Origin of the sequence: Boseongicola sp. (genome assembly GCA_014075275.1) — a bacterium.
Lineage (GTDB): Bacteria > Pseudomonadota > Alphaproteobacteria > Rhodobacterales > Rhodobacteraceae.
On record CP046179.1, the window covers coordinates 2626089 to 2645112 of the forward strand.

Sequence of the window (19024 nt, forward strand, 5' to 3'; positions counted from 1 at the left end):
ACCGAGAGCGCGCTAGTTGTCAGTTTCGACCTTATAAATGTCGACCTTGGTTTCCAGGCATTTTCGAAGGCTTAGATCGTTTACCCCAACCTCGAACCAACTCGTAGGACGCTGATAAAAATCAAGACCCCGGCCAATTTTTATTACCCAGCCGTTGTCCAGCCGAATTTCCCGATCATGCATGTTTGGGTTAAGCTTGACATCGAGTATGACGTCCACTTCAAGCAAGCTTTGTTTCAAGTCATCAAGTTTTTCGTGTATTTCTGCAAGCTGTGTCCGATCATCATAACCCGTGACGAGCTCTATCTTCTTTACCGTTCCCGATTTAAGTACTGTCTCGCAGAACCTGACAAAGTTTTGGATCTGATGCTGAAGCCGGATATAGGGATCCTCTATCACCACCGCCTTCGCGCCGAAAAGATATGGGCCAAGAATTGACTCGTAGCTGTGCCCCGTGTCTCCATACATTATGTTGAAGTGCTGTTCGCGAGCCTGGGGCTGACTAGAGCTTGTCCCGTGCGCCACAGCTGGTGTTTCGCTATTCGAAACCTCAGGGGCCGGATTGGACGATGTCTCTTTATCATTGGGCTGGGCTTCAGTCTGCTCAGAAACGTTGAGCCTTCTCCTTGTTGGCTCCTGAGTGGCTGCCGCGTCTTTTGACTCAGGGCAATAAACAACCACCTCTGTCCCATCTGAATTGAAGTACGATAGATTAATTAAGGCAAACTCATCATCTGGTTTGCGCTTGTTCATCTGTTCTTTTACCCGACGGCGGCATTCCATCGCATACGCTACATACTCCTCGAATTCATCATCACTTGGTGCGCCATTCGGATGAAGTATCTTCAGGAACGCCGCAACGGTTTTCTTGATGCCCTTCTCGTCACGCCCCTCAACAGCTTGCCCAAGCCGAATGCGTCGATTCACCTCTTCATATCTATTCGTGTGCTTGAATTGATAATGAAATGCCTCAGCAAGATAGTCTGTTATAAATCCTTACCTGCTGGTCAAAAATGAACTGCTGTTCTTTGGGAACTCCCAGCCAGGAATATATGCTGCGAACCGGTCCATTATTGCCAGGTCAAGTTCGGGCGGCAGCGGCTGAAAGAGGTCGTATTCTGTCGAGTTGACGACCTGGCTCACGGACAGGTCGATGTTGCCTACAAAACTGAGACTGGCGTCAGCGATGACTTCCGCGCCGCGCGAAAATCGTCCATTTGCCATGAAGTCCTTCATGATTTGGATCGTATCCGGATCACGGACCTTGATCCCCCCAACTTCGTCAAATGCCACGGTGTCCCAGTAACCGACCAAACCAACCTTACGTCGTGCGTTGTTATAGAACAGCGTCGCTTTTGTTGCCTGACCGCCAGAAATGAGCGTCGCGTAGGGCGAAAACTCACTGAAGAAATACGACTTCCCGGTTCCGCGAGGGCCCAGCTCGATATAGTTGTAGTTGGGCTCTACAAGGGGGGCCAAACGGGCCACGAAGTGCATTTTGACCCGTTGAGAAAGCTTGGACGGTTCCAAGCCAACCGATCTCATGATGACGTTGAGCCAATCATCTCGGGTGAATGCGCTGCGGCCATCTGTGTACTGCTGAAAGTCAAAGCGCGAGAGCTGAATCGGGCGCAAGTCTTCTATGTAGAACGCGTAGTCATCTTCCTCGATGTCATTATGTGAAAGTGTTACCTCAGCCCAAATTCCACCCTCGAGGAGCCGTTCGTTGTCCCTATAAAATTTTTCGCCAATTGCAATTCTCTGGGAATTGAAGTTCTCCAGCGATGCCCAGTGCCGTTTTTCTTTTTCAACGTATCTAACGTGAACCTTATCAATGAAGCGGTGCTTTCCCTTGGTTGCCACCTTCGATTGAGCGGCATTGGCTTCGTCGGGCCTTACGTAATTATCCTGAAGGGTGGCAAGAACGGCTTCCATACCTGCATCCATTTCAGCCTGATCGTCGCTTGCGCAGTATCGCGCCAAGAGAAACTCAAGCACGAATGTTGGGACGTTTGTGCCCTTTTTAATCCGATGAAGCAGATCTTTTCGAACCACCTTGCCATCGAAGGTTGACGTGAGGCTCTGGTCCAGTTCGTCCATATCATTCATACGGTATAGTCCGTCTCAAGATTCAGCGCGCTTAGGCTCGCTAGAGTTGTTGGGTTCAGGGCCTTTATCGAGAATTTTCCCTCAAAGTCAGGATCCATTCGTAGCGCGATCTGCTTGCGCTGGCCCGGCGTCAACGTGATTGTGCGTGTTGCGGGGTTTACATCGCCACCGGCTCGCGGCTCACCAACCACATTCCCCTTTCCGTCCTGGGCTTCGATAAGGACCTCGACACTTTCCTCTTGAGAGAACATGTCGTCAGAAACCAATGCAATTTCCACTACTGGAACTCGTGTCGTAATTCGTTTCGCGCCGTTTTTGTAGTTGAGTTCGACACTCATTTTAGCGGCGCTCGCGTGCTCTTCATTATCGAGGCGCGCAATGATCACAGGTACAACGGCCTCCGCCAAGGAAGCTCCGCCGTGGAAGTAAAGATGTCCAGCTCTGTAGGGAGCCATGCTCTTGGGGAGCGCAACCTGTGCAAAGCTGCCTCGAATACCAAGCTTCTCAGAGTTTAGAACAACACTGTGAGAGTCGCTGTTTCCATTTCCAAGCAGGGCCCTGTCATGCGCATTTATCGGCCAATTTCCTTGTGGCTTGGTGCAAACGTCACCAGCTGCAGCGTGACCGTTTAGAAAAAATCCATGATCGGTGACAATCACGGCCTCTTTGAACCCCATTCCACGCAGCTTGTGCAGGGCGACACGAATGAGTTTCAAAGTGCTTGGTATTAAGCCGAGTGTTGTCTCAGGATTGCTTTCGAGCTGACTGTCGATCTCTGTCGATCGCAGCACCAGGAGATCAACGGTGGGCGTGATCTTCGGCTTTCCACGAACGAAATCGCCCAGAGGCATCTCCTGGAACCGATCACCAAGTTTCTTTCGAAGCACATCCATTCTTTGGGTGACGTTCCCAACCTTGGCCGTTCCAAGTTTTGGGGCCAGCGCGTCGCTTTCGATCTCGAGCGACAGCTGTGTGCGGGCACCAGGAAGAAGGCTGGCCATACCGACAAGGGTTATCGTTGGCAATTGAGCATAGGCAGCCTGCAGCTCGACTGGCCCGTCCTCAGACAGCTGCTTTTCAAGTGTTACGCCAAGTTCATACCGTAGGGCGTCGACCATGAGGTAAGCAACTTTTCGTCCATTTTCCTTCAGGCGGTCGGCCAGAAGTCGGTCATAGACGTCCGCATTGGCCAATCTGCCTTCAGGAGGCCAACCCGCACTCTCGATGTGCTTTGTGAAGATTGTTTGGACTTTTTCCGCCAGGCGACGATACCGGAAACGGGCCTGGTCAATGACTTCGTGCATGATGCCGTGGGGATCGAGAAAGTCCCCAACCGCCTGCTCAAATTCGCGTTGAAGGCGGTCCGCTTCTCGCAGGCTTCCAAGATAGAAATCCAGCAAATCAGCTTGTGATCGAGCATGTTCCGGTAACTGGCGTTCGTTGTCGTCACAGCATTCAATCAGCGCTAGGCCAGTGCGGATCAATTCCCACTGCGCCTGGCTTTCACCTTTGCCGAGCCAGACAGAATTCCTGTGGCGGCCAATGATGCGGCGGGTCGTGTCAGTTTCGTTGGACGAGATGCCCTTGATCGCGGCCTTGAGGAAAGTGCGTTCCTCAAACGGGAACGTATCGCGATCGCCAAGGTCATCGATGTCGCGACACTGCTCTGGAAGAGAGAGTTCAACCTCGATTGCCTCTGCGCGCTCAATGTAGATGTCCCGAGTTGCGGGGTTGGTGCGGAGACGATCGCACACATCCTTGACGATCGGCTCTGCTTCGATCGGGGAGTGAGGAACGCCCTTGAGAGACTCCGGCAATACAACCGGCAGATCAAAGACAAACTCGCTGAAGAGAACGAACCGCCAGAGTTCGTCGGCGATCGACGTCCAGGTCTTGCCTCGCGTCTTGACGCTCATACCCAAGGTCGCGCGCAGGAATTCCCGGGCTTCATCGCTCCAGCCTTCTTGCGACTTGAGGGCGTCAGCTTGCTTGGCACTCGGTGCCAAGAGCGCTGTCAGGATTTCGCGGCCGGACTCGACTCTCAGTGCGGCCCTTAGCTGTGGCCAGCTGGCACCACCGCCAATCGCATCGATCACAGGGAAGGACGGGCCATTAGGCGAGCCTGCGAAGATGCGGCGTATTTCCGTCGCATGATCTGGCTTCGCACGCAGGCAAAGGCTCAGGTAGTCGTCGCCATCGTCCTGGGGAAAGACCGCTCCGCTTTGCGCGTAAATCGAAAAGGGGTCCGCCTGCTTTTCCTCATCGGTTTCCGTGCGCCTCTGCGGGACATAGACCACCAGCGCGTCAATCTCACGCTTCGCCTTGCCGACTTCGCGCAGAGCCATGATCGCTTCCTGGCGGCTCTCGATACTGCTTTCAGAGGCGTCGATCACCCGGATGCGCTCATCGCCAAGTCCCAAGCACAGGTCGTGGTATCGGTGATCGGGGTCATAGACGACCATGCAGCCCGCCTGCAGAAGGCGGGGACGCAAAACGGTGTCTCGGATGGCCACGCGCCAGTCGAAGCGACCGAAAGCGACGCCAGCGGCCCAGCTGAGCAAACCGTCAGTTTGGTCGACCGCGTCGGCACCATCGTCATCGTCGCTTTCGCTCGCATCCTCGACTCCGTCATCTTCGCTCACCGCACCAGATGACCCAAGCGCCGCGGCGCGGTCTGCGTCACTGAACCCGTAGAGATCAAAGGCGATGTCATCAATCTCGGCCTGGATCTCGGCCAGTTCAGATTCGATGGCTGGCGGGTCGTAGTCCCCAAGATGCGTGCGCAATGCAGCCGGTAAGAGGAACGCGTGCGAGAGTTCGTCTATTGTCCCTAGAGTTCGCTTTAGCGACCAGGCGCGACGCGCCAACGCTGCGAGGCCAGCTCGTTGGTCGGAATTTAGATTAGGAATTGGGGTCTTCTGTATAACCCCGACTTCGTATGACCCAAACGCCATTTGCAAAGAAACCAGCACGCCAAATGCTTTGCTGTTTACAACAGCAAGTAAAGCCAGAAGCTCAATCGGGGAATCATTGGCGACGAACGCAGATGGCCCCTTGTCCGCAAATATACACCCCTGTGGTAAAGCTCGGAGACTGAGACCACCTTGGGTGCGGCGCGGCCAAGTCAGCCCTGGCCTAAAAAAATATGCGCTTGCCTCGACTCTTTCGGTCTCGCGGCCTGGGCGTCCAAAAAAACAATGGAAGGTCTCCCTTTCTTGGTCCCATGCGACAACCAGATGGATATCCGAATGAAAGCGCGAGTAAGCCCCACCTTTTGCTAGGGGTCGCCAGTCTATGGCGCTGGTTCCAAGTACTTCATGCCACAGCCGAATGCGCCAGAAATCGTTCCCACTCGACGGACCTCGACGCGCCTCTCTTCCCATTGCCTCAAGAGCCGGATGACTGACGAATGAAGATCTCAAATTCGTACTGACCCAATACGCAAAAGGAGCGCCAGGCACCGCTCTGAATGCTTCGGGGTCAACTTCAAACACTCTACTATCCGCACCAGCAGAACGAACCGCCGAGCAACCTTCCAGAAAGCCTGTTTCTTTGTGCTTCTCGGTCATGAGGCGTACGAATGTAGTCATGCCTGTTTTTCCAAAACATACGCAGCTGCTTCGACCATTGCATCGTCCATGACCCCGTGACCAAGGTCCGCCATGACTTCCGGTTGAGCTATCCCGAGCACAATCTCCTCACGCCACTTTTGGAAGCTTGAGAGGAAAAAACAGGTACGTGACGTAATTGCGCCGAGCCGTCCACCCGTTCGCATCACCTCCAAGCCGCGCTCTACAAAAATCGCCAAAAGGTCGTTCTTGCTTCGTGGATATGCCTTGCCCAATTGTGTCTTTGTTCCTGCCGACAGAGCACCGAAGGGCGGATTCATCACCACCACATCAAACACCTCGCGGCAGTGGTCGATCATCCGAAGGCCCTGAAGCGCATCCTCTGCAAACAGCCGCCCCTGATATGTGGCACGCGCGGCACGTGCAAACTCGGTGAGGGCCTCTTGTAGACGCGTCTCAGCCTTCTGCCACTGCGCCATGTCCTCTTCACGGAAGAGGTCGCCATGCTTGCCGAAGACCGCGCGCACAAGGGCAGGCAATTCCTTTTCAACCTGCAATAGCACCCCAAGCTCTGGCAGGCTCTTGAGCAGAAACAGTGTCTTCTCAAACAGCTCTGCATCCAGGGGATCGAGCTCTTCCATGAACCGTTTGCGCAGGTCCACCTCAGTCGGGGGCGCGACGGCCGCCACCACATGCCCACGCCCCACCTGGGGGCGGTCTTTGGCCTTCACGCCCGCCTCGTGCCAGGCGCGCTGCGCCCGCAGCCACAGCGCCAGGGACGCGATCTGCGCCGCGCGCGGGTCGATATCGACGCCGTAGATGTTGTGTTCGATGATCAACCGCGGCACGTCGTGCAGGAATGCGTCCTGGTCGGCATAGGTCTGGCTGAGCGATTTCAGATCAGCGTTGCCGCCGGTCTCAGAGTTCAGGCAGCCGGGGCCATGGGTCTGCTCCCACGCCCATGCCTCGCGATAGATCTCCAGGAACAGATCAAAGGCGTAGAGCCCAAAATGCATCGACCCGCAGGCCGGATCGAGCAGCTTGATCGTACGCGGATCGCGCAAGCGGTTGGCGGGTTCGGGCTGCTCGTCCGGTTTCACCAACAGGTACTGGCAGCGGTCGCGCAGGCCGGTCTGTCCACCGGTCCAGTTGAACCAGAGCCGCCCCAGCGTGTTGTCGACCAGGAACTCCACCACATAGCGCGGGGTGAAGAACTGGTTGCGCACCGCCAACTCGCGGCTGTTGCGCGGCGCCTGGGACGCATCGCGCATCGCTTTGCGCTCTTCCTTCGAGTTGAAGTACTGGTAGATCCAGCCGATCGTCTCATCTTCGGCCCAGAGCGGTTCGATCTCGCCGTGGTTGATGAGGGTGAGGACCTGGATCAGGGCGGCCTCACGCGGGAACAGGCGGCCCCTGGGGCGAGAAACGGTCGAAGAGGCCGGGCAAGTCTTGGGACAGCTCGTCAAAGACGCTCTGGAGATAGACGCGGTAGGCGTCACCGGTTTCACCCAGGCCGGTGCCTGCCAGACGGGCGTAGAGCTGGAACCCCTTGGCCTGGTAGCCGTTGCCGACGCTGTCCATCAGCAGCCCGCGGGCCTCGGCCATCCTAAGGGCCGCAAGGCGGTTCAAGACCGTGAAGGCCTGCTCGCGCACGATGCGGTCGAGCCCAGCCTTTGTGTCGGTGGCCGCCCTGTCCAATTGGCCAGAACAGTAGTCGCGTACCTCCTGGTCGGGTTCGTTCCGATGAAGTTCGGCAATGCGTTGGCACCGATATATATCGTTTGCCAAATCGTCCATTTCTGGGTTTGAGCGGGCAAGCAAGCCGATGATGTTCCGCCCGGTACGGCTGCGAGAATCGTCGAGCATCCTATTGCGCGCCGCGTCGTAGTCGGTGGCAGCCATCAGCTCCAGGACCGTCTGGACGGTGCTTTGATCTCCAGCAAGGCTTGTTACGGCACTGCCAGATTGAACTTTGATCCCGGACGCAACAGCCAAAGTCCCGTGGAGGCTGACCCTTGGCAAAGGGTCGAATACTTCACGAACAGAGTCGCTAAAGATCCGCCGAACATCGACAGAGCGAAGTGCCAAGGCTCCACGCTCTTGCTCGATGTCGCGAAGTTTCTCGCTCAAGAAGACAAGGTTTCCGTCCTTCTCTCCGAGCGGAACCAGCACGTCTCCCAGCATCTCATCAACAGCTTCCTTCACCTTGTCGAGTTGGGACGCTGAGGTGATCGAAGGGTGCATCAAGCTCGCGACATTCTGAACACTGACCGGCAAATTTCCGAGGATCTGGAGAACCGCGACTGATTTCGCAATGTCTTGATGGAGGTCGCCATCCGGGAAACGGATGAGCACCTTGCCGACAGCCTGATGTACAGACGGGAAAGCTCGTCGAATATCCTTCTCAAGTTCGTCGTAGAGCGTAACGGTCGTCGCAAGCCAGCCAACCGGTTGATCTGCCATGGCGGTTGATCCGCCTTCACCCTTCAGAACATCCTGGACGACCTTGATGGCTGATCTCAGGCCAATTCCGCCGGTCGACTTGGCCAGTGCACCGAGCAAATGGAGAAGAATGTCAAAGTGCGCGGGAAGGAAGGGGTACAGGTTTATGAACGTCTCACGGCTGAAGTCGGCATCGTAGTATTTCGCATCTTGAAGCCTCGTGTTGTGTCGAAGCGCTTGACCATGCGCGTCAAACAACTTCCCAAGTTGCTCCTCTCCGCTGGGTGATTTTCCAAGCAGGCGCCGGTAGCAGATTTCCTTAATATCGCTGGATTCCAGATCGATCTGAATCGGAAAACGATCCTTGAGCTTGTAGAGCTTATCTGAGTTGAGTGCGGCCCGTGGATCGTCTTCCGTGAGCGTTTGCTGGGCCGTTGAGATGATCCAGGCTTTGCCATCTCCGAGACGTTTCAGGTTCTTGGCAAGACCATCCAGATTGAGGATCAGGTTGTCGCGGGAGGCAACATACTGACCCACCTCATCAACGATAAAGATGATGTTCTGCTTGCCACTCTTGGAGCGAACAATGTCGATCATCTCCTGGACGCGTTGGTCTTCAAACTGAAAGAATCCTTCTGTGCTCGAGGAGAAGCTCTTCGCCTCTGGGAACAACGCCGGATACATCTCGTGCGCGATTTTTGGGATTAGGCCATCAATGGCGAGGGGGTTGTTCTGCACGCGATCCCATGTCGCTCCTGGCAGTGCTTCGGCGACGAGACGATATAGCTCCTCGGTACGGCCATCTTTTTCGACCATTCGCTCAAATGCCGCGACCTTAAGGTTGCGAGAGTAGCCAGCCCATTGAAGCACCTTAAAGTAGAGAACGGTGGACACGTCCTCCATCGTCGCGCCTGCCAGCATTTCGCTTGCCAGGTCGAGCATCACAACTGCCGCGGGGAAACGCTGTGCAACCGTGTTCAGCAGAGCTTTGGTTTGCGGCTTATGCAGACGATCCTGCAGATATTTGATGAAAGGCGTTCCTTCGATCGTGCGCTGGTCATCGAACGCGAGACCAAGGTATTTCGTGAACGAGCTTTTGCCCGATCCATAGAAGCCGGAAACCCACACGCCCACTTCATTTTCGCCGCCTGTCTCCATTGCGAGTTGCATGCGATCGAGAAGCCGTCTGAACTGCTCCTCTATGCTTTCAGTCACAACGTATTCGGCAATCTCCGACTTCAGGCGGTCTTCCTGAGCAGCGCCATAAGTGATGACCTTCTCGATGGTCCTGTAGATGTCTTTGCTTGGATCGAAGAGAGATCTAATGCTCATTTTGGTATCCCTGAAACCTTTCTGCCTCTAGCCGCCAACGTGGACAGAGCGGTAATTGCCGTCTTCGGGGTAGAAACCCAGAAACTTGAGGCGGGTCTTGCCGGTGCGAACCCCCGGGTAGAGGAAGATCGTCGGCACATGAAACTTGCCTTGGAGTTGGCTCTCGATCGCGCCAATTCGGAGGAAAGGATGCAGCGCCTCAAGGTCTGTGACCAAAAGCAATGCGCTTGGGTTGCCCTCAAGGGGCTTCAGAGCGTCCTCCAGCCTGCGCAATAGGCCGCCACCATTCGCAACAATATCTGCTAGCGCCAGATTCGTTCGAGCCCAATCACCTGGGGAAGCTTTGTCTTGTTGAACGCACAGTGACCAAAAGGGGTCTTCCTGCAGAAGTCCCCATAGATTTTCGGCCACCGAGAAGACGTGCACATCCCATCCTTCTTGGTGCAGTTTGGCCTCCCAAGCTGGGGTTTGCCGCTTAACTTCCAAAATCTGCTCCGGAGAAAAGATGAGGTAGTAGATCGGCTCGAAGCTCGCGTGCCCGAGCTCGCGGCCATGCCGAATCCTCTCACGAAGTTCGTCAAAGTCAGCCCTTAGCGAGGACATCGCAAAGCTCCTCCATGTCGTATTGCTTCCAGCCGACCCGCACGACATCTCCCGCGGATTGGATAATGATGAGACCTTTCAGTGAAAGACGCTTCATCTCTTCAAGCACATCGTCCCGCTCCAGCCCAAAGAGCTTCCAGTCATCATGGTTCAGAATGGCATTGTCGCCAAAGCCACGGAAATGGAGCTCGTAGGCAAGATATGCGCTCGTCGTGGCTGAAATCCGAAACGGAAGAATGCGCCGACTTGACCGTAACCCGCGTTCAAGCAAACCGTAGTCTGCACAACATCCGGTTAGGTATGCAGACACTCGTCGGATCGTCGATTCAGACCACCGTTTTGATGTTTTACCATCATCAATTCCCCGTTCCACGAACGTCCGTGCGTCTTCGCTGGATATCTCTTGGTAGCCACCCGCATAACGTGCCCAGTAGACGTCGCGAATGAAGTCGCCAAGAATGGGGTTTGCTCGGCTTGTAAAGACGAGCATGAGCTGAATAAGCTCTGATGCAGGGAGTTCGGCGGATAGTTTCTTCAAATGTAGCGCTGGCTCGCCATCGGCCGTAAGGTAACGCGGCGCGAAGCATTCTGAGACAATGTTTCTTAGGCGTCGCGCAGTAATCTCCGGAAATCTCCCAGATTTCAGAGCAATATCATGCAACTGGCTCGCTGACATGCCAGGTGACCACAACTCGAGAAGAGCTCTGGTCTCGTTCACAAGACCCAGCCCTGCCTGCAATTGAGTTGTGTATGGCGCCCGTTCCATCATGCGACCAAGTAAGGAAGAGCTTGCGTGTCGGATGACAGCGCCATTCGGTAGATTGCACCAACTTTTTCCATAAGAGCGGATTCGCGGAGTTCGTCGATTTTTCCAACCAGAACAGGCCCGACGGCTTCATCAGCCGTTCCATTGCTGATCTTCGAAAGAGCGCTCAGAGCCGCCGCCTGATCAACGATCATGACGGGATCGAAGAGCTCGAGTAGTCGCGCCTGCACCATTTCGTGCAGGTCTTGTTCGATCTCTTCTGGAAGCCGAAAGATATGGAATGAGCCCACGCTCAAGTTTTCGTCGTGGAACCGACGTGCCGCCTCAACTGCGCCATGGTACTGCGCTAGAGGCGCTGTTCGCGAAAACACCGGTTCGAGAAACCGAATGCTCGACGCCTCGTAAAACGATGTAGGCCACCAGTTGCACTGCGATTTCTCGCCAAGGAAACCGACAAGATATCGAAGCTCTATTATTTGCTGCATCAAATCAGACTGCTCACTAGAAACCATCTAGCCCTCTCTTTCTATAGAACTGCGGTGCCAGGCCTGCAATTGGGGACACCAAGACGATTTGTTGCTCTTGGGGAGGGCGGGTTTGAGAGTTGTTGTCGAGCCCGAGTCTCTTGAGTGCGTAATAGAGAAGCGCCCGACGCACTTGGATTTTCGCTTTGCCATCTCGCATTCCATAATCGAGCGCGATCACTTTCTTCTGGCTTTCGGACAGCTCTGGGTGGGGGCCGATCTCTAGCGTGACATGCTCTTGCCAGTCCTTATCGGCTGCGTCCGTGACATCACTGGCTTCCACGCTGCGCGTCGAGATGATGCGAGAGAGCAGGAAGTCTTTGAACACCTCGTCCATCTGACAGAAGACCCGCGTGTGCCAGCGGAAGCCGTCGAACCCGATGGCATGAGGTGCGATCCACCGCCAGCTCGGCTCGGGACGCGAAAGGGACTGATACTTAACCTCGATGGCCTCGGATCGGCGGATCGCACCGACAACGGATCGCAGAGTGACAGGGTTTACACCACGGGCCGGGGTTGGCGCAGCATCATAGGATGGCAGTTCTGCGATCCAGGTATCGTCGCTGTCCATAATGCCATCGGCCAAGGACCGTAGCTGTGCGAGATAGCGGCTGGCGTCAGGTTTCAGGAACTGTGCAGCATAGTCGGGACCACGGACATACGTCCGCGCGCTCTTGTCATAGACCATGTTGTCCGGAGCGAAGCCGATGTAGCGGTTCAGGTCGGCGGACGCTTGGTTCACCGACAGACCGAACTGTTCCATCAAATCGCTGCGGTTCACTCGCCCCTCCCAAAACAATCGGAACTCGATGAACTCGAGGCGCTGCGCGACTCCCCAACGAAGCTCCGATTTGTCACTTTCCACTTCGCACTCCCGACTCGGCGCGTTTGATTAATATGCGCGCCCATTTTTTGTGCTGGCTGCACGCTAGCGGGGAGTCATGTCGTGTTCAATCGAAATGCTTCGTGTGATTGTCTTTTTCGCGATGCCGAGACCTTGGGAGGGGAGAGGTAGACTGCTCAGCCTTCGGCCGGTAGCTCGTCCGGAAAGCTCTGAACCTCTCGTTCAAAGGCCTCGACGTCGGACACTCTGTACACGACCCGGCCACCGATCTTCAGGTAACGCGGACCTTCCTGGGCCCAACGCCATCGTTCAAGTGTTCGGTGGCTGATTTTCCATCGAGCCGCCAGTTCGATCTGACTCAGACATACTTCGCTCATTTTCGTCTCCTTTTGCGCAACTCACTTTGGTCGCACCAGAACGAAGGCGCGAGAAGAAAACCTATTCAAGTCGGTATGTTGCGTGCTCGGAGGCTATGTTTGAAACAGGCGGGGCGGGCGTGAATTGGCGCAACCCGTCGAAAACATGTCGAACCCTTCGCGGCAGCGCGATACCCATCGGAATGGGGTCGGACATTTTTCTCAAAATTTCAGGGCTTTTCGTGGCGTCTAGACACGATCCGAACTGCCAAAACAGCCGATTTAATGTTCGAGGCATTCCCTCCGCCATCGAATTCTGTTCCCACTAAGATTACGCCGAATGGCCAAACTCGGCGCCTCACTGCATACTATCAGGTTGGTGGGCACTACTTTCCAGAAACCATCCTTCGTTTTTCTGCCATTGCTTCGCGCCGTTGCTGTTCGATACCCAGTCGAAATGACTGCTCAACAAAGTCAATATGATCCAGTGCCGCTTTTTCAGCTTCGTCCGCATTTCCATCTATGGCAGACCGACCAAGGTTGAGGTGCTGCTCAAGAAGCTTTTCACCCGACCCGTCAATCGTTTTCAGAAAATCGCGGTTATAAAATACGCCTTGTTTTGTAAGTTCGTATATGGACGTCATCATGTGGATCAGCGTTGCATTTTGGCTGGCGTCAACAATCGCGGTATGTAAGGCAAAGTCGGCCTGTCGAGAGGCTTCGGAGTTGCTGTCTTTCCAGGCCTGCTCAATTTCTTCAAGAATCCCAGCAATCCGCTCTTTGTCAGAACTGGTTGCCCGTTGAGCCGCAAGTCGGGCCGCAAAACCTTCCTGTTCCCGGCGATACTCGAGATAATCAAAGAAAGCCGGCTCATGACGACCATAAAGAGCAAGCAGGGCGGGCAACATGGCCTGTCCGGTCAGCGCCGCGACAAAGGTTCCTTCGCCGTGGCGGGTTGTGACCAGGCCCCGCTCTTCAAGGATTTGAAGTGCTTCGCGCAATTTTGGCCTTGAAACGCCAAGAGTATCGGCCAGGTCGCGCTCGGATGGCAGCTTGCGACCCTGCTTTAGTATGCCGGATGCAATGAGATCTTCGATCTGCGCAACCACAGCTTCTGACAGTGATTCGTGCCCGATTGGCTCGAAAAGTGACGCTGGGGTCATGTTAATTGGCCTCGTCCGTTTGTCCGAATTGGTTTATATTGGTAAAATATAGTAACCTCTTTGATTGGAATATCAACCCATTGGGTGGAAAATTCGATTCCATTGTAACAATTTGTTAAATGACAATAAAAACGACAAAAATTCAAGAGAAACACAGCCGATGGCGTGTTTCATGCCCCCTTCAGCAATCTTCTCGCTGCGTCTTGAATGAGTAAGGTGGTAAATAAAGTTGTTGACTATATTAGGTGGTCAATAATATTTACCAATACCAGGGCGTCGGGAGTTCCACGCCATTGGACGGGACAAGAGTTCCGAAAAACCGGAGGGAAATTTATGAAAACGACACTGACGAGCCTGGCCCTTGCAGCCGGCATTCTCGCATCACCCGCTTTGGCGGCTGATAAGCTTTTGCTTAAAACGCCGATCGCATTCTCATCTGCGTTGCCGGGTCTTGGATCTCCGATCCCTCGTGTTGCAGAGCAGGTCGAGCTGATGTCAGGCGGCACACTAAGGATGAAGGTTTATGAGCCGAACAAACTGGTTCCACCGTTTGAGATCCTTGACGCTGTGAGCTCGGGCAAGATCAATTCAGGGTATACTACTGCCGGTTACTGGGCCGGCAAAATCCCAGCCGCTCCGCTGTTTTCGGCTGTGCCTTTTGGTCCCGAAGCGGGCGAATACATGGCTTGGATGTATTACGGAAATGGCCTGACGCTTTATCAGGAAATGTACGACCAGGCTGGTTACAACGTGAAGGTCATTCCCTGCGCCGTAATCGCACCTGAGACATCCGGCTGGTTCGCCAATGAAATCAACTCTCCTGAGGACCTGGACGGTCTGAAGATGCGTTTCTTCGGACTTGGCGGCAAAGTTATGCAGGAACTGGGCGTTGCAACATCATTGCTTCCAGGCGGTGAGATTTTCCCAGCTCTTGAAAAGGGTGCCATCGACGCGACCGAGTTCTCGATGCCTGCCATCGATGCCCGTCTTGGCTTCCACAAATTGGTCAAGTTCAACTACTTCCCCGGCTGGCATCAGCAAGCTACCGTGTTCGAACTGCTCGTCAACAAAGACGTCTGGAACGGTGCAACGGATCAGCACAAAGCTATCATCGAGAACGCTTGTAAGGCATCGATGGCTGATAGCTTTGCTTAAGGTGAGGCCATCCAATACGCCGCACTAATCGACAATGTCGAAAACAATGGCGTAACGATCAAGAAATGGTCTCCCGAAATGCTCGACACGTTCCGCACAACCTGGAACGCCATTGCCGAAATAGAAGCCGCAAACGATGCGTTCTTCGCAAAGGTTCTGGGTGACATGAACGAATTCCGTGACGGCTATGCCGTTTGGAAAGACAACGCGTTCTTGCCACGCAATTAATCTTGCTTGGCTTGGGGCGGCAGTTTTTGCCGCCCCAATTCCCGATTTTCTAGATTTTCAATCATTGGGCTCGGACAGGCGAGGGAGACGGTTTTTTCGCAGGTCGCAGAGGGAGGAAGAATGATGGTCAGCAGTGAAGTAAAGGATCCAGTTGAGGCCTACGAAGGGATCCTAGAGCATCCCGAAACAGATCGACAAATGATCGCAGTGGGCATCGACAAGGGCGTAAAGGCCGTCGGCCTGGTGGTGATGTGGGCTAATATTCTTTTGATTACAGCCATTTTTTCGCAGGTAAGTCTGCGGTATCTTCTAAATCAGAATTATCCAAAGCTCGATGAAGTTCAGTGGCACTTCTACGGCCTGGTCACAATGATTGGCATTTCCTATGCGCTTGTCACGGACAGCCACGTTCGTGTCGATGTCCTGCACATGCAGCTATCGCGGCGGACCCAGCGCATCATCGAAGTCGTCGGTATCCTGTGCCTTTTGGTGCCTTTCATCTATCTTATGATCGATCAGGGATACGACTATTTCTACGAAAGTTTCCGCGTAAATGAACGCTCAGATAGCCCGACGGGTCTTTCGGCGCGCTGGGCCTTCAAGGCGGTCATCCCGATCAGTTTTGTTTTGTTGGCCTTTGCTGCGCTCGCGCGTTTGATCCACGACCTTCACGCGCTAATGACCGGACCTGCATCCGAACGCGAAGGCGCTGGGCTTCGGCGGGTTCTGCTGGTCATGGCTGTTTTTGTGGCGATCTGTGTTGCTTTGACCTTCCTCGTTGAGACGACAGAAGAAAAGCTCGTCATAGCCATGTTCTTAAGCTTCATTGCCCTGTTGTTCTCCGGCTTCCCGGTTGCATGGGTGCTGGCCGGGATTGGCGTCGCTTTCTGCGGGCTGGCCTATCTGTTCGACAACGACTTGATGCTTTGGACCGGGTTGGAATCCACGTTCACGGGCCTTGATTATCTTACACTTGGCGCCGTGGTGAACCGGGTTTACGCAACCATGTCGAATGCCGTGCTGGTTGCTTTGCCGATGTTTATTTTCATGGGCTTGATGCTGGACGAAAGCGGTGTTGCCGAACGCCTGATGGGATCTATGCAACGGCTGTTTGGTACCGTGCGTGGCGGCCTGGCGATAACCGTCACATTGATCGGGATTATTCTTGCGGCGTCGACGGGCATCATTGGTGCGTCGGTGGTGCTACTTGGGGTGCTGTCGCTGCCATCCATGATGCAACAAAAATATGCACCAACCTTAGCTGCCGGCGTGGTGTCTGCGTCGGGGACCTTGGGCATCCTGATACCACCGTCAATTATGCTGGTTATCATGGCCGACCAAATGGCGTTGTCGGTAGGGGACTTGTTCATGGCCGCGGTCTTCCCGGGTGTGATCATCGGTTTTCTTTACCTGACCTACATTTTCATCATCGCGCTCATCAAACGCGACGTGGCACCAGTGCCCGAAGGAGCAGTGCGTCCGGATTGGGCGGCGGTCAATGACGTGTTAATTGCCGTCATCCCAACTTTCGCGCTGATCCTGGCCGTTCTGGGGTCGATCTTTGCGGGTCTCACGACACCGACCGAAGCCTCAGGCATTGGCGCATTGGGCGCAATGCTTCTGGCAATCGGTTATCGCAAACTCACTATTGCGAAGTTGGTTAACGTGCTGAAAGCCACGTTCAACACTACAGCCTATATTTTCGCCATATTCCTTGGCGCGACGGTGTTTTCCTATGTCCTGCGTGAACTGGGCGGCGACGAGTTGATCGAGCATGTCGTTTTGTCCACCGGACTTGGCCCGAATGGCACGGTGCTTTTCATATTGTTCATCGTCTTCCTTTTGGGGTTCGTTCTGGACTGGATCGAAATCACGTTGATCGTGCTTCCCTTGATGCGCCCGATCATCAACAGTCTTGGTATCGACATCCCCGGATATGGCGTGGTCGACGAGCCTGCGCTTATCTGGTTCGTGATCCTGGTAGCTGTAACTTTGCAAACCAGTTTTCTGACGCCACCTGTCGGCTTTGCTTTGTTCTACCTAAAGGGCGTTTGTCCGCCCGAGATAAAGCTGATGCACATCTATCGCGGGATTATTCCGTTTGTCATCTTGCAGTTAACTGGCCTGGCTTTCGTCTTCTTCTGGCCCAATCTCGCGACGTGGCTTCCCTCGGTCGCCTATTGAGAGGCGATGAAATGACCAATGAAGCTCTTCTCGAACGCTTTCGCGATATAGTGGGTCGACGCCATGTCCTGACCGAGCAACGAGCAACGGAACGGTTTCGCCGGGGATTTCGCTCCGGCGAAGGAGAAGCACTTTGTGTTCTGCGACCGGGAACGCTGCTGGAGCAGTGGCAAGTCCTGCAAGCAAGCGTTGAAGCGGACAAGATTGTCATCATGCAAGCCGCCAATACTGGTTTGACCGAAGGCTCGACACCAAGCGGCAACTACGACCGGGACGTGGTGTTGATCAACACCCGGCGGATGGACAAGCTGATGACGCTTTGCGAAGGAAGACAGGTCATCAGCTTCCCCGGATCGACACTTTTTGCGCTTGAGAAACTTCTGGCACCGCTGGGCCGCGAGCCGCATTCGGTCATCGGTTCTTCCTGCATCGGCGCGTCAATCGTTGGTGGCGTTTGCAATAGTTCGGGCGGATCGCTGGTAGAGCGGGGGCCGGCCTATACCGAGCTGTCACTTCATGCGCGCGTCGGCTCAGGTGGTGCACTTGAACTGGTCAATCATCTGGGAATTGAGTTGGGCGATACACCGGAAGAAATTCTGACGAACCTTGAAAATGGTGCATTCGATAAGACCCCCACTCAGACGAACATGCGCGCTTCGGCCAGCGACTATGCACAAGTCGTACGTGATGTGAATGCGGATACGCCTGCTAGATTTAATGCCGACAAGAACAAGCTTTTCGAAGCCTCCGGGTCAGCGGGCAAACTCGCTGTATTCGCAGTGCGACTTGATACATTTCCGAAAAACGAAACCGAGAAAGTCTTCTATATCGGATGCAATGACCCTGCTGATCTTACTGATCTGCGACAACACATTCTATCCGATTTTAAGTCACTTCCCGTTTCGGCCGAATATGTACACCGTGAGGTTTTCGACATCACAGAAACTTACGGCAAGGATACGGTGGTGATGATCGACAAACTGGGCACAGACCGCTTGCCGATGTTCTTTGCGCTGAAGGGAGCGATAGATGCGCGATTGCGCAAACTCCCGTGGATGAGCAACTTCACCGACCGTGTCATGCAACTTGCGTCGCGCGTCTGGCCGGAAATTCTGCCAAAACGGATGATCGAGTTTCGCGATAAGTTTGAGCACCATTTAATCCTAAAAATGAATAATGCCGGTATTGATGAAGCCGCCAATTGGTTGCCTGAATTCACGGCGAACCGCGACGCCGAATATTTTAAATGCACACCTGCCGAATCCAAGATCGCGGGGCTTCACCGGTTTGCGGCAGCGGGTGCGGCCGTCCGGTATATGGCAATTCATGCCGACGAAGTTGAAGACATTATTGCGCTTGATGTCGCGCTCCGCCGAAACGAGACCAACTGGACCGAGAACCTGCCATCAGAGATCGACCAGCAGTTGGTTCACAAGCTTTATTACGGCCACTTCATGTGCCACGTCATGCATCAGGACTATATCGTCAGAAAAGGCGCTGACCCGAAGGCGATCAAAGCGGCTATGCTGAAACTCTTTGATGAGCGCGGCGCCGAGTATCCCGCCGAACACAATGTTGGGCATCTTTACAAAGCCAAACCCGATCTCGTAGCCCACTACAAAGCCTGTGATCCAACAAACTCTTTTAACCCGGGCATAGGGTTAACATCGCGTTCAAGGAACTACGAAGAAACCGGTGCTTGCCATAGCTTTTCCGTAGAACCTTAGCCCTCTGTTTCAGGCCAGTCCT

General features: G+C 54.4%; 9 protein-coding genes and 3 pseudogenes. 3 read left to right on the top strand and 9 right to left on the bottom strand.

The window, feature by feature from the left end; all coding sequences use genetic code 11:
* Positions 1 to 12: 12 nt before the first annotated feature.
* From brxL to GKR98_13305, 9 genes and pseudogenes are all read right to left on the bottom strand, one after another.
* Positions 13 to 2100 (bottom strand): annotated as a pseudogene (gene brxL, locus GKR98_13265) (BREX system Lon protease-like protein BrxL).
* A 5-nt stretch (positions 2101 to 2105) separates the two neighbouring features.
* On the bottom strand, positions 2106 to 4571 hold the full coding sequence (locus tag GKR98_13270) for a PglZ domain-containing protein (GenBank protein QMU60102.1): 2466 nt from the start codon (positions 4569 to 4571) through the stop codon (positions 2106 to 2108).
* A 2742-nt stretch (positions 4572 to 7313) separates the two neighbouring features.
* Positions 7314 to 9452: pseudogene (gene brxC, locus GKR98_13275) on the bottom strand (BREX system P-loop protein BrxC).
* 27 nt (positions 9453 to 9479) lie between these two features.
* Entirely contained in the window at positions 9480 to 10055 is a 576-nt protein-coding gene (locus GKR98_13280; GenBank protein QMU59075.1) for a DUF1788 domain-containing protein, read from the bottom strand.
* Positions 10036 to 10824 carry a DUF1819 family protein gene (locus GKR98_13285; GenBank protein ID QMU59076.1) on the bottom strand — a complete coding sequence of 263 codons (789 nt, stop codon included), beginning with the start codon at positions 10822 to 10824 and terminating at the stop codon, positions 10036 to 10038. The genes GKR98_13280 and GKR98_13285 overlap by 20 nt, the downstream gene beginning before the upstream one ends.
* Positions 10821 to 11306, bottom strand: coding sequence for a BrxE family protein (locus GKR98_13290; protein QMU59077.1), 486 nt, complete (start codon positions 11304 to 11306; stop codon positions 10821 to 10823). The genes GKR98_13285 and GKR98_13290 overlap by 4 nt, the downstream gene beginning before the upstream one ends.
* A gap of 16 nt (positions 11307 to 11322) precedes the next feature.
* Positions 11323 to 12210, bottom strand: coding sequence for a WYL domain-containing protein (locus tag GKR98_13295; GenBank protein ID QMU59078.1), 888 nt, complete (start codon positions 12208 to 12210; stop codon positions 11323 to 11325).
* Positions 12211 to 12365: 155 nt separating this feature from the next.
* Entirely contained in the window at positions 12366 to 12566 is a 201-nt protein-coding gene (locus tag GKR98_13300) for a helix-turn-helix domain-containing protein (GenBank protein QMU59079.1), read from the bottom strand.
* Between the two features lie 365 nt (positions 12567 to 12931).
* Positions 12932 to 13708: a GntR family transcriptional regulator gene (locus GKR98_13305; protein QMU59080.1), complete on the bottom strand. Its 777-nt coding sequence runs from the start codon at positions 13706 to 13708 to the stop codon at positions 12932 to 12934.
* Between the two features lie 333 nt (positions 13709 to 14041).
* Here GKR98_13305 and GKR98_13310 point away from each other — a divergent pair.
* From GKR98_13310 to GKR98_13320, 3 genes and pseudogenes are all read left to right on the top strand, one after another.
* A pseudogene (locus GKR98_13310) lies at positions 14042 to 15091 on the top strand (C4-dicarboxylate ABC transporter).
* Positions 15092 to 15214: 123 nt separating this feature from the next.
* Positions 15215 to 17275 (top strand): TRAP transporter large permease subunit, encoded by a 2061-nt coding sequence (locus GKR98_13315; protein QMU60103.1) that lies wholly within the window; start codon positions 15215 to 15217, stop codon positions 17273 to 17275.
* Between the two features lie 11 nt (positions 17276 to 17286).
* Positions 17287 to 19002 (top strand): D-lactate dehydrogenase, encoded by a 1716-nt coding sequence (locus GKR98_13320; protein QMU59081.1) that lies wholly within the window; start codon positions 17287 to 17289, stop codon positions 19000 to 19002.
* Positions 19003 to 19024 lie beyond the last annotated feature (22 nt).

Excerpts from the sequence above, each read along its gene's own strand:
- GKR98_13270 (QMU60102.1), bottom strand. The coding sequence starts at position 4,571 with ATGGTCGTCTATGACCCCGATCACCGATACCACGACCTGTGCTTGGGA.
- GKR98_13280 (QMU59075.1), bottom strand. The coding sequence starts at position 10,055 with ATGTCCTCGCTAAGGGCTGACTTTGACGAACTTCGTGAGAGGATTCGG.
- GKR98_13285 (QMU59076.1), bottom strand. The coding sequence starts at position 10,824 with ATGATGGAACGGGCGCCATACACAACTCAATTGCAGGCAGGGCTGGGT.
- GKR98_13290 (QMU59077.1), bottom strand. The coding sequence starts at position 11,306 with ATGCAGCAAATAATAGAGCTTCGATATCTTGTCGGTTTCCTTGGCGAG.
- GKR98_13300 (QMU59079.1), bottom strand. The coding sequence starts at position 12,566 with ATGAGCGAAGTATGTCTGAGTCAGATCGAACTGGCGGCTCGATGGAAA.
- GKR98_13305 (QMU59080.1), bottom strand. The coding sequence starts at position 13,708 with ATGACCCCAGCGTCACTTTTCGAGCCAATCGGGCACGAATCACTGTCA.
- GKR98_13315 (QMU60103.1), top strand. The coding sequence starts at position 15,215 with ATGGTCAGCAGTGAAGTAAAGGATCCAGTTGAGGCCTACGAAGGGATC.
- GKR98_13320 (QMU59081.1), top strand. The coding sequence starts at position 17,287 with ATGACCAATGAAGCTCTTCTCGAACGCTTTCGCGATATAGTGGGTCGA.